The sequence below is a fragment of the Pseudomonas sp. 2VD genome (genome assembly GCF_005503585.1).
Lineage (GTDB): Bacteria > Pseudomonadota > Gammaproteobacteria > Pseudomonadales > Pseudomonadaceae > Pseudomonas > Pseudomonas aeruginosa.
Genome location: NZ_SCND01000185.1, coordinates 1 through 11,685 on the forward strand (window position 1 = coordinate 1; position 11,685 = coordinate 11,685).

Consider the following 11,685-nt stretch of genomic DNA (forward strand, 5'->3'; position numbering starts at 1 on the left):
TGTCCTTGACCACCGGCACGTAGCCGAGGATGCCGCCGACGATGGGCAGGTCCTTGAGGGTCACCTCGTTCCAGCTCAGCAGCTTGACCTCGTTGTAGCTACCCAGCTCCAGGGTGCCGCCGAGATTGGCCACGCCGAGGTTGTAGCTGGGTCCGGCGATACCGTAGAACTTGGCGCTGAAGCCTTCCTTGTCGACCGAGCCGACCACTCCCAGGCCGCCGAGGTTGAGCGGCGCCAGCACCGGCACCAGCGGCGCGGTGATCGGATTCAGCGCCAGGGCTGCGGTGACCAGCGGAGTCAGCGGCGTCTCGCCGCCGAAGGTCAGGCCTTGCTCGGTGAAGGAGACGTTGATCGGCAGCGGGCCGAGGATGCCGCGGCTATCGGGAATCACGCCCTGGTCGTGATTGCCGCCGAGCAGCGAGCCGATCACATTGACCCCGAGCAGGCCGTCGCTATTGCCGAGGCTTAGCGAGCCACCCTGGTAGGCGGCGTGGTAGAGATCGTTGGCGGCCTTCAGGCTGTCGCTGCCGAATTCCCAGGCATGGCCGACGGTGGCACCGACGCCCTGCCCCAGGTCACCGACCAGCTTCAGGTAATCCTCCGGCTCGACGCGCCCGTGCAACAAGTCGTCGGCGATCGCCAGCGAGTTGCCGGCCAGCCCGCCCAGCGTGCCGACCGCGGAGCCTACGGTGTCGAGGGCGTCGCCGGCGATCTCGCCGAGCGTGCCGGCCACCGCGCCGACCGTACCCTCCAGCGCCTGCTCCACGCTGGCAACGGCGTCATGCACCGATGTCAGCGCTTCGTGCACCTGCTGCTCCACGGCGTCGACGGTGGAGCCCACCAATGTCCTGGCCACGTCCGCCACCGCCGTGACGGCGGTGGCGGCCACCTGCGTCGCGCGCTCGTAGACCTGGCCGAACAGGTTCGCGGCTGCATTGAATAATCCCATCTTCTGTTCCTCGATTGAGTTGTCTCGGTTATCGCGTTTCCGGCGCAGGTCGCTGTTTACCGACCGAACCGGTCACGCGGTCAAGCGCAGTCAGTGAGTTCCGCGAGAAAACGGAACGCGGGTACCTGAAAGTTCATCAGGCCTGGCGACAACTTGTTTTTATTGGAAGACAGGAGCCCCCCGAGGGCGAAACCCATTTAATCCCGAGCAGCCCGCGACAGAGCGCTCTCCACCGCTTCGCCTGTTAAGTAGGACTAACATGGGAAAGGCAAATTTGTACCACCACTTAAATCAGTTCAATACTTTGGTTGGGCATACCGACCTGTCAGTTCTGCCAGGTGGATTTCCAAGCCCCTGATTCCTAAACGGATTATTGACGCTTTTAATTAATATCGAATGACGGACGGTCGCCCCGGCACGAACTCTGACGAAAATCAGAAATGAAGAAAGGGTTATATCCTTATGCACCAAAGTGCCGAGCCGCCCTCGCGGCGTGCCCAACTAGCGTGCAACTTCGGCAGCGCCCTCTTCGAAGAAGCGAATGACACTTTTGCGTCGCTCATAAGGAATACTCTTATTACGTGAAGCGCATCACAAAATATTGAATCGAACAGTCCAGGCGGATTGTTTTCTCCTGGTAAACGATGATTAACGGCGCGCTCCCAACGCCGGGTTATTTCCATGAATCGCTTCAGCCAACGCCTTGCCTGCCGATAGCCTCTGCCGTCACCCGTTCCCGCCCTTGCTCCCCGCCTTGCCTGCCCCTATCCTGCGCCCGTCACGGCCAAATCCGTGACCGGGTTTGACAGCCCGAAGAGACGGCGCGATGCGCCGGGCGGTGCATGCGAAAGCAGCGAATGCTTTTGCAGGCATCGGCTCGACCGCAGTTTTCCAACTGCGGGCCTTCATGGCGGATCGCGTGGGGAGACCCTCGTGGTCTGCCGGTTCCGTTTCCCGGTCTGTCAACCCTGCGCGATCCTGCCTCCATCGATTGACAGCGAAGGCGGCAGGTCATGTGACTCTCAGAAACGGAGTACCCAGCATGACGAAGGATGAAAAGGAAAAGACCCACGTCGACGCAATCATCGAACGCTACAAGGACCTGATGGTCGAGATTCCCCCCGCCGACCGGCAACCCGGTCTCTCCCTGCTCTGGCCGGTTCCCGCCCAGCCCGCCATCGACAAGGGCGTCCGCCAGGCCGAGAACTGGCTTGCCGACCAGATCGAAGGCCAGCTCTGGACCGCCTTCGCCTTCGGCCGCGACAGCCTGCCCACACCGATGCAGAAGACCGCCTTCGAAGTGGCCTTCCTGACGCGCCTGCAGCAGCGCCTGGTAGCCGCTCGACGTTCCGGTTGACCCGGCCATGGCGAATGACGCCGGTGGCGTCGTTCGCCCCTACGCCAAGTCTCCATCGCGGTCTCGGGCACCGCGTACGAAATCATCGCCAGACTCCGCCTGGCAACGCGCCGAGCGTCTGGAGCGCCCCGGTGCGCCATCCCGCCCAGCCGGATTGAACGCAAGCGCACCCACCGCCCTCCTATATTCCATACGACCCATCACCTCAACCGGAACCGAGCAAGACTCCGCAGACATGGCACAGCCTTTCACCATCGAACCGGACCCGAACACCCTTGACCATCCACCGGCCTTCCTGGCCAACGGAGGAGCGGTCGGGAAACTGTTGCTCAGCCTCGACGCGGCCAGTTCGCCCCTCGGCCCGCCGGACGCCTGGTCGGCGAGCCTGAAGACGACGATGGCCACGCTGCTGCCGGCCAAGGCGCAGATCGTGCTGTTCTGGGGCGCGGAATTCGTCGCCCTGTACAACGATGCCTACGCGCCGAGCATCGGCGACAAGCATCCGCGCGCCCTCGGCCGGCCGGCGATAGAGAACTGGCGGGAGCTGTGGGATGACCTCGAACCGCTGCTGCGCGGGGTGTACGAGACCGGTGAAACCTTCGCGGCAAAGGATCGGCCCTTCTACATCGAACGCCATGGACGCGGCGAGACGGTCTATTTCGACGTGTCCTATTCGGCGGTGCGGGAAACCGACGGTTCCGTCGGCGGCGTGCTGTGCATCGTCACCGAGACCACCGAGCGGGTGCGTTTCGAACGCCGCCAGGCGTTCCTCCTGGAACTGGGCCAGACCCTGCCGTCCCTGGCCGATCCCCTGGAGATCGAAGCCACCGCCCTGCGCCGGCTCGGCGAGGAGCTGGGCGCGTCGCGGATATTCTTCGGCGAGGACAACGGCGACGGCATGACCTTCCAGGTCCATCGCGACTATCTCCACGACGGCCGCTCGGCGGTCGGTCGGCATCGCTACCTGGCGTTCGGCGCCACCCTGTCCGGCGAACTGCATGCCGGACGCAGCGTGGCGCGGGAAGACCTCGCCGGGGAGCGCGGCATGAGTCTCGACGAGGCGGCGAGCCGCGCGCGCCTGGGGCTGGGCGCCACGCTGCATGTCCCGGTGCTGCGCCACGGCCGGCTGGAGGCGCTGCTGGCGATCCACTTCGCCCATCCGCAGGCGCTCGGCGAAGATCCGCGCCGCCTGGCGGAGGAAGCCGCCAAGCTGGCCTGGACCTCGCTCACCCATGCCCGCGCGGAGCTGGCGCTGCGCACCAGTTCCGCGCAACTGGCGGCGATGTTCGACCAGGCCAGCGCGGGCATCGCGGTATGCGACCGGAACTGGCGCTTCACCCGGGTCAACGATCGCTACTGCGAGATCGCCGGCCGTTCGCGCGAGACCCTGCTCGGCCTGCGCATGCAGGACATCCTCGACCCCGCCGACTTCGCCCTCCCTGCGGCGCCAGGCGGAGCGACCGGCGCGGCGTTCGAGATGAGCGGCCGCTACGTTCGCCCCGACGGCGATACGGTGTGGGTGCAGAACCAGGTCACGCCGCTGGTGGACGAGCAGCATGCCGCCAGCGGCCTGCTCTGCGTGTGCATGGACATCAGCGCGCGGGTACGCGCCGAGAACGAGCTGCGCGAACTCAACGAAAGCCTGGAAGAACGTGTCGCGACCATGCTCGCCCAGCGCGAAAGCGCCCTGGCGCAGCTTCACGAGGCACGCAAGATGGAGATGGTCGGCCAGTTGACCGGCGGCATCGCCCATGACTTCAACAACCTGCTGACGCCGATCATGGCCTCGCTGGAACTGATCCGCCGGCGGCTCGACGACGCCCGCTCCACCGACCTCATCGACGGCGCGCTACAGTCCGCCGAACGGGCGCGGAACCTCGTCGGTCGCCTGCTCACCTTCGCCCGCCGGCAAACCCTCAAGCCGCAGGCGGTGGCCCTGCGCGAGCTGGTCGAAGGCATGCACGACCTGATCGAGCGCTCGCTCGGCCCGACCATCGAGGTCCGCATCGAGATCCCGGAACGCCTGCCTGCGGTGGTTGTGGATCCGCACCAGTTCGAACTGGCCATCCTCAACCTCGCGGTGAACGCCCGCGACGCCATGGGCGAAGGCGGCCGCCTGGAAATAGGCGCGCGGACCGACCTGGTGATCGACGGCGCGGTGGACGGTCTCGGCGCCGGCCGCTACGTGTGCCTGGAAGTCGCCGACAACGGCGGAGGCATGCCCGCCGAGGTGCTGGCCCGCTGCATGGAGCCGTTCTTTTCCACCAAGGGCGTGGGCAAGGGCACCGGCCTCGGCCTGTCGATGGTCCAGGGCCTGGTCGCCCAGTCCGGCGGCGGCCTGGGGATCCACTCGGAGATCGGCAAGGGGACCCGGGTGAGCATCTGGCTGCCGATCACCGCGGAGCAGACGCAATCCACCGCAGAAAGCTGCCCGGACGCACCGGAAGCGTTGCGGCCGACCCACGTGCTGCTGGTCGACGACGACAGGATGGTGCGCTACACCACCGCGCTGCTGCTCGGCGATCTCGGCTACCAGGTCAGCGAGGCGGCGTCGGCGGAGGAAGCCCTGGGCGAGGTCGAGCGCGGCCTGGCGCCCGACCTGCTGGTCACCGACCATCTCATGGCCGACAAGACCGGCGTGCAGCTTGCCGAGGAACTGCGCCAGCGCTTCCCGCAATTGCCGGTGCTGGTCATCACCGGCTACGCCAACCTCACGCCCGAGCAACTCAACGGCTTCGAGGTGTTGACCAAGCCGTTCCGCCACAACGAACTCGCCGAACGCCTCGCCCGGCTGCTGGAAGCCTCGCCGTGAGGCCCAGGGCCGGCGGAACGCCTCAGCGCACGCGCTCGCGGCTCTTCACCGCCAGGTCCAGGGCTTTCTGCATGTCCAGCCGCGCCGAGCGGCCGACGTCGCGGTGGTCCAGGCGGTAGCCGCGCTCCGAGGGCAGGATCGGTGCGGTGAGGTCCTCGGCATCGGCCGGCTCGAAATCGTAGTCGCCGCCGATGGTCATGGCGCTGCGCCGGAGCAGCATGCGGATCTCCTCGGGTCGCAGCCGCGGGTTGAGGGAAAGCATGGCGGCGACCGTGCCGGCGACCATCGGCGTGGCATAGGAGGTGCCGCAGTGCACCTCGCCCCGCGCGTCCCTCTCCAGGGTCGAGGCGTGGGTACAGGCGGCGGCGGTGACATCCACCCGCATGTCGACGTTCGAGGTGCTGCGCTTGACCGCGTAGGCCGGGTCGTCCACCGCCAGGCCTTGGCGCTCGCTGCGCTGGTGGCCGCCCACCACCAGCAACTGCTCGGTGACGAAGGAGGACGGCAGGCGGTATTCGTCGGTACCGGAGTAGGACGAGCCGTTGCCGGCGGAGTTGACCACCAGCACGTCCGGATGCTCCTTGCGCAGCCAGAGGAAGAATTCCTCGAGCAACTCCTCGTAGCCGCTCATGGCGATCCCCGAGCGCACCAGCGAATCCACCTCGTCGCCGTCGACGTCGCGAGCGCCGACGCGGTGGATGCCCCAGCTCCAGTTGAGCACCCGCACGCCATCCTCCACCAGGTTCACCGAGGCGGCGACGTTGGCCGTGATGCCAGCGTCGGAATTGCGCTCGACGATCACTTCGAAACCCTGGCTGGCGCGGTCCAGCCCACGCAGGAAGCCACTGTTGCCGCCCTGGTCCCAGCGCGCGGCGAGGATGCCGGCGACCGTCGAACCGTGGTTGTCGGGACGTTCGGCATCGCGCGCGTAGAGGCAGGTACGCGGCGCGGGCGCCTTGCAGGGGCCGAGGTAGTCGGCGAAGTCGGGGGCGTCGAAGTCGACGTCGCGCTCGATCACCCCGATGCGCACCGGGCGGGTCTCCAGCGGGGCCTGGCGGGCGCGGACCCGACGCTGGTAATAGTTCACCGCGTCCATGAAACGATTGGCCGCCCACTCGTCGGAGTCGCTGTCCGGCTTGTCCACGGGCCGGCGCGCCGCCTCGGTTTCCTCGCCCTTCTCCGGCGCGGACTCCTCCACCACCACGGCGTCCACGCTGGTCTCGCTGCCGATGCGGAGGACCAGCGCGTCGCGCTGGACGAGGTCGCGCGCCGGCAGGCGCAACTGGTAGAGGTTCAACGGCGGGATCGCGCCGACCACCCGCGCGCCATATTTATCGGCCAGGCGTTCGGCCTCCCGGCGACCGTCGTGGTTCTCCTCGATCAACAGGCTGACCAGGTCGACGTAGGTGGTCAGGCCATCCATGTTCTTCGCCACCTCATCGGGACCGGCGGCGAGCACATGACTGCCGTTCAGGGTCAGCCATACCGGATTGCTGCTGCGCCCGCCCTGCTCCAGCCAAAGCGGACCGCTGGCGTGGCCACGGCGGTCCAGGCGGAGCCGCAGGCCGTCGCCCTCGCGCCGCAGGGCGGTGGCCGGCAGTTCGCGGCCGTCCAGCAACAGGCGCGGCAGGCCGGCCGCCAGGCCGCGCACGCGCAGGCACCACTCCTGCCGCTCGCTGGCCAGGAGATCGCCGCAGCGCTCCAGGCGCTCCAGGCGCAGGGGTGTTTCGGCGGCGGCCAAGGGACTGCCCAGGGACGCGAAAAGGATGGCGAAAACGGCACGGCGCAGCGGCATGGACTCGGCTTCCGGAACGGGGACCTGTTGTTCCGACCGCCTGGCGAAACGCTTCGTTCAGGTTGAAGGCGGGCGCAGGCTAGCCCGCCAGTTGCTCCAGCGCTCGCCGGGTGACGCCATCGATATAGCCCGGCTCGCCATAGATGCGCGCCAGCAGGATGGCGCCTTCGAAATCGGCCACCAGTTGCCGGCCGCGCTCCAGCGCCTGCGCCTCGTCGAAGGCCGGGCGGTAGAGCTGGGCGAAGGCTTGCGCCCAGTCGTCGAGGAAACTGCGGATCGGCGCCATCAGCTCGCTGCGACCATAGCTGGCGTCGACCGCGACCACGCCCATCAGGCAGCCGATGCTGTCGTCCTGGAACAACCGGGCGGCCTTGCGGCCGAGTTTTTCCAGGCGCTCGCGGGGCGTCAGCAGCGGGTCGTAGGCGATGCTGAAGAGCGTCTCGGCGAGCCGCTGGTGGGTCCATTCGAGAACGTCGCGGAGCAAGGCTTCCTTGTTCGGGTAGTGGTGGTAGAACGAGGCCTTGGTCAAGCCGCAGGCGCTGGACAGCATTTCCATGGTGGTGCCGTGGTAGCCGTAGCGACGGAAGGTGCCGGCGCAGCGCTGGAGAAGCTCGTCGCGGGAGATTTTCAACGGACGCACGGAAGGTTCCTGCTCTCGATCAAAGACGTTGATTCTATGCCATAAGCCTTGGCGCCTCAATTTGACGGTTACCGAATGTTTGTTTAGTTTTTACAAACCGAATGTTCGGTAGGTAACTAGAAGAAGTTTCCGCTCCACCAACCCAAGCACAGGAGAGAGGCATCATGAGCGAAGCCAACAGCGGCCCGGGCCGCGTCACCCGAGAGCAGCGCGGTCATCTGTTTCTCATCGGCCTGGACCGCGCGGGCAAGCGCAACGCCTTCGACAGCGCAATGCTGGCGGACCTGGCGCTGGCCATGGGTGAATACGAGCGCAGCGAGGAATCCCGCTGTGCCGTGCTCTTCGCCCATGGCGAGCACTTCACCGCCGGGCTCGACCTGATGGAACTGGCACCGAAGCTCGCCGCCAGCGGTTTCCGCTATCCGGACGGCGGCGTCGATCCCTGGGGCGTGGTCCAGCCGCGTCGGAGCAAGCCGCTGGTGGTCGCGGTGCAAGGCACCTGCTGGACCGCCGGGATAGAGCTAATGCTCAATGCCGACATCGCGGTGGCCGCGCGCGGCACGCGCTTCGCCCATCTGGAGGTGCTACGCGGCATCCCGCCGCTGGGCGGATCCACCGTGCGCTTCCCGCGCGCGGCGGGCTGGACCGACGCCATGCGCTACATCCTCACCGGCGATGAGTTCGATGCCGACGAAGCCCTGCGCATGCGCCTGCTCACCGAGGTGGTGGAACCCGGCGAGGAACTGGCACGGGCCCTCGAATACGCCGAGCGGATCGCCCGGGCCGCGCCGCTGGCGGTGCGCGCCGCGCTGCAATCGGCGTTCCAGGGGCGCGACGAGGGGGACGATGCGGCGCTGTCGCGGGTCAACGAGTCGCTGGCCGCGTTGATCGGCAGCGAGGACGTCCGCGAGGGCGTGCTGGCGATGGTGCAAAAGCGCGCGCCGGCGTTCAAAGGCCGCTAGCTCCCCTGCGGGTCGACCCCCGGTCGCTCCGCTCCATCTCTCCTGCGGAAACCGACATGACTTCGTTGACTCAACATTCCGCAGCGCCGGTGCGGATGGAACGCCTGGCCCTGCCCGCGACCGACGGCTATCCGCTGTCCGCCTACCGCTACCACGCGCCGGGCCACGCCCATGGCAACCTGCTGGTGGCCGGCGCGACGGGCGTCGCCCAGCGCTTCTACCGGCGTTTCGCCGAACACGCCGCGCGCCAGGGCTTCGACGTACTCACCCTGGACTATCGCGGCATCGGCGAATCCGCGCCGGCAAGCCTGAAGGGCTTCGCCATGTCCTACCTGGACTGGGCCTACCGGGACCTCGCCGCCGCCGTCGAGCTGCTCGGCCGGGAGGAGCGGCCGCTGTACTGGATCGGCCACTCCTTCGGCGGCCACGCCATCGGCCTGCTGCCCGACCATGGGCGGCTCGCCGCCTGCTACAGCTTCGGCAGCGGCGCCGGCTGGAGCGGCTGGATGTCGCGCCGCGAAGCGCTCAAGGTGCGCCTGCTGTGGACCCTGGTGCTGCCGCCGCTGGTGGCCTGGAAAGGCTACATGGCCTGGAGCCTGCTGGGCATGGGCGACGACCTGCCGCTGGGGGTCTACCGCGACTGGAAGCGCTGGTGCCGCCATCCCCGCTACTATTTCGACGACCCGGCGATGCGCCACCTCCACCAGCGCTACGCCGCAGTGCGCACGCCCTGTCTGTTCGCCACCGCCCTGGACGATCCCTGGGCACCGCCGCGCTCGCGGGACGCCTTCGTCGAGGCCTACCGCAACGCACCGCTGGAAACCCTCGACCTGCGACCCGACGGTGGACCGCTCGGACACATGGGCTACTTCCGCGCCGGTGCAGAGGCGCTGTGGGACGACGCCCTGCGCTGGCTGAGACGGCATCCGGAGAACGCCTGAAAGACCAGCGAGAGCGCGCCATGCACCCGTTGCCGTTGTCCCTTCGCCTGTTCGCCGTCGCATTCTGGCTGGGCGTGGTCGCCGTGGTGTTCCTTCTCGAACGCAGCCGCGCCGAAAGCCGCGACCGGGGTTTCGCCGGGAGACCGCCACCAAGGCCGACAGCTTTGCCGGGGTGAACCGCTACTCCCGGCAGATCGCCCGCATCTCCCTGCTGGCCATCCCGGCCGGGCTGCTGGCCCTGGGCTGCGGCCCGTACCTGATGCGACAACGCTGAAAAATCCGCCGACTGTCCATTTCGCGACGATGACTGGCGCTTTTGCCGGCGCAGGCCGCCCGCGCCTGCCTTACCGTTCCCCGCTCTTTCAGACACGGGAGCAGGGCAATGCCGCTTGCCAGTCATCTGCGTTGCGTGGCGCTGGCGCTGGGGATCTCCACCGCGCTGGGCTGCGCGAACCGCAACCAACCCGCGCCACGCGCGGAAAGCCTCGACCCTGGCCTGTCGAGGGTGGCGGGAACCCGCGGCGACGCGCTGCCCGCCCAGTGGTGGACGCTCTACCAGGACCCTGGGCTGAACCACCTGGTGGCCGCCGCGCTGCGCCACAACCGCGACCTGGCCGCAGCCGATGCCCATGCCCGCGCGCTCCTCGGCCATCTGCGCGGCGCACAGGGCGAACGCTGGCCACGGACCGAGGTCGGCTATGGCTACCAGTATGGGCGCGACGGCGACGACCAGACCCTCGCCGAAGCCACCGACGAGGAGCTGCGCAGCCAGTGGAAACACACCGCCCGCCTCGACCTGTCCTACCAGTTGGACCTGTGGGGCGAAGTCCGCGCCCGCATCGCCGCGGCGAAGGCGGATGCCGAAGCGGCGCAAGCGGCGCGCGACCTGCTCAGAGTCAGCGTGGCCAGCCAGACCACCCTCGCCTACATCCGCGCCTGCGCCCTGGCGCGACGGGCAGAGGTACAACGCCGATCGGTCGGCCTGCTCGACGCGAGCCTGGCGCTGAGCGAACGCCAGCTCGCCGCCGGCCTTTCCAGCGAGCTGCAGCGACGCCGGCTGCTGGCCTTGCGCGAGCGGACCCGCGCCGCGCTGCCGATGCTCGAGGCGCGGCGGCGCGCGGCACTCTACGAACTGGCGCTGCTCAGCGGGCGCTCGCCGCGCCAGTTGGACGCTCCTGCCGCGACCTGCGCCGGCATACCGCAACTGCGCCGTGCCCTGCCCACCGGCGACGGCTGGAGCCTGCTGGCGCGCCGCCCGGACGTCCGCGCGGCCGAGCGCCGGCTCGCCGCCGCCGACGCCCGGCGCGCGCTGGCCGAAGCCGAGCTGTACCCGCGCATCAGCTTCGCCGTCGGCGCCGAAACCTCCGCAGCGACCCTCGCCGGCCTCGTCCGCAGCGGCGCGCTGGCCTACGCGGCCGGCCCGCTGCTGAGCTGGCGCTTCCCCAACCGGGAAAGCGCGCGAGGCCGCCTGGACAGCGCAGCGGCAGAGCGCGACGCCGCTCTGGCGCGCTTCGACGGAGCGGTGCTCGGCGCCCTGCGCGAGGTCGAGCGTGCCTTGGCGCTGTATGCCGGCGAGCGCCAGCGGCGTGCCGACCTCCAGCGTGCCCTCGACGAGCAGCGCCACGCCTACCGGTTGGCGCGCAGCAACTATCGCGCCGGCGCCCTCGATGCCCTCGAGCTGCTCGACAGTCAACGCAGCCTGGTCGCCGACCGGGCGCGCCTGGTCGACGCCGAGATGCGCGTCGCCGAGCGCCAGGTCGAACTGTTCCGGGCTCTCGGCGGCGGCTGGCAAGCCGCTCCCAGCCCCTCCCACCAGGAAAACGGACAATGAACCAGGCAATCAGGGAACCCATCGAACACACCACTGGCGAAACCATGCCAGCAGCCACGCACCGGCGCCGAACCTGGCTGCTGGGCGGCCTCGCCGGCGCCATCGCGCTCGCCGCCCTGCTGGCCTGGTGGTGGAGCAGCGGACGCTTCCTGGAGGGCACCGACGATGCCTATGTACGCGCCGACTGGGTGGCGGTCAGCGCGCAGGTCTCCGGCTACGTCGCCGAGGTGCTGGTGGCCGACGACGCCGACGTCCAGGCCGGCGACCTGCTGCTGCGCCTGGACCCGCGCGACTTCCGCCAGCGCCTGCGCGCCGCCGAGTCCCGCGAAGCGGCGGCGCAGGCGGCGCTGGAAGCCCAGCGCGCGAAGCTGGAGACCCTCGATCGGCAACTGCTGGAG

General features: G+C 68.6%; 9 protein-coding genes. 6 read left to right on the plus strand and 3 right to left on the minus strand.

Annotated features, from left to right (window positions below):
• The coding region (aprX, locus tag FFS27_RS19490; RefSeq protein WP_137952158.1) for a type I secretion system-dependent protein AprX at positions 1–949 on the minus strand (949 nt) is incomplete at its 3' end.
• A 1,042-nt stretch (positions 950–1,991) separates the two neighbouring features.
• Between aprX and FFS27_RS19495 the strand changes: the two genes are divergently transcribed.
• Both FFS27_RS19495 and FFS27_RS19500 read left to right on the plus strand, forming a co-directional pair.
• Positions 1,992–2,306, plus strand: coding sequence for a LasR-specific antiactivator QslA (locus FFS27_RS19495; protein ID WP_003086723.1), 315 nt, complete (start codon positions 1,992–1,994; stop codon positions 2,304–2,306).
• Between the two features lie 235 nt (positions 2,307–2,541).
• Entirely contained in the window at positions 2,542–5,118 is a 2,577-nt protein-coding gene (locus FFS27_RS19500) for a PAS domain-containing protein (protein ID WP_023101419.1), read from the plus strand.
• A 22-nt stretch (positions 5,119–5,140) separates the two neighbouring features.
• Here the strand turns inward: FFS27_RS19500 and FFS27_RS19505 are convergent, their stop codons facing one another.
• On the minus strand, positions 5,141–6,913 hold the full coding sequence (locus FFS27_RS19505; protein ID WP_023101420.1) for a S8/S53 family peptidase: 1,773 nt from the start codon (positions 6,911–6,913) through the stop codon (positions 5,141–5,143).
• Positions 6,914–6,992: 79 nt separating this feature from the next.
• Entirely contained in the window at positions 6,993–7,553 is a 561-nt protein-coding gene (locus FFS27_RS19510; protein ID WP_003086720.1) for a TetR/AcrR family transcriptional regulator, read from the minus strand.
• A gap of 164 nt (positions 7,554–7,717) precedes the next feature.
• Here FFS27_RS19510 and FFS27_RS19515 point away from each other — a divergent pair, with 164 nt between their 5' ends.
• The 4 genes from FFS27_RS19515 to FFS27_RS19530 all read left to right on the plus strand — a co-directional run.
• Positions 7,718–8,515 (plus strand): crotonase/enoyl-CoA hydratase family protein, encoded by a 798-nt coding sequence (locus FFS27_RS19515; protein WP_003086719.1) that lies wholly within the window; start codon positions 7,718–7,720, stop codon positions 8,513–8,515.
• Positions 8,516–8,571: 56 nt separating this feature from the next.
• A complete protein-coding gene (locus FFS27_RS19520; protein ID WP_003086717.1) occupies positions 8,572–9,456 on the plus strand; it encodes an alpha/beta hydrolase family protein in 885 nt (294 codons plus the stop codon).
• A 382-nt stretch (positions 9,457–9,838) separates the two neighbouring features.
• The gene (locus FFS27_RS19525; RefSeq protein WP_137952159.1) at positions 9,839–11,287 is read left to right on the plus strand and encodes an efflux transporter outer membrane subunit; all 1,449 of its coding nucleotides are present in this window, start codon (positions 9,839–9,841) and stop codon (positions 11,285–11,287) included.
• Positions 11,284–11,685, plus strand: a 402-nt coding sequence (locus FFS27_RS19530; protein WP_137952160.1) for a biotin/lipoyl-binding protein, incomplete at its 3' end; no start/stop codon positions are given. The genes FFS27_RS19525 and FFS27_RS19530, both read left to right, overlap by 4 nt.

Bases quoted from the DNA above. Each gene is read 5' to 3' on its own strand.
- FFS27_RS19495 (WP_003086723.1), top strand. From the start codon at position 1,992: ATGACGAAGGATGAAAAGGAAAAGACCCACGTCGACGCAATCATCGAA.
- FFS27_RS19500 (WP_023101419.1), top strand. From the start codon at position 2,542: ATGGCACAGCCTTTCACCATCGAACCGGACCCGAACACCCTTGACCAT.
- FFS27_RS19505 (WP_023101420.1), bottom strand. From the start codon at position 6,913: ATGCCGCTGCGCCGTGCCGTTTTCGCCATCCTTTTCGCGTCCCTGGGC.
- FFS27_RS19515 (WP_003086719.1), top strand. From the start codon at position 7,718: ATGAGCGAAGCCAACAGCGGCCCGGGCCGCGTCACCCGAGAGCAGCGC.
- FFS27_RS19520 (WP_003086717.1), top strand. From the start codon at position 8,572: ATGACTTCGTTGACTCAACATTCCGCAGCGCCGGTGCGGATGGAACGC.
- FFS27_RS19525 (WP_137952159.1), top strand. From the start codon at position 9,839: ATGCCGCTTGCCAGTCATCTGCGTTGCGTGGCGCTGGCGCTGGGGATC.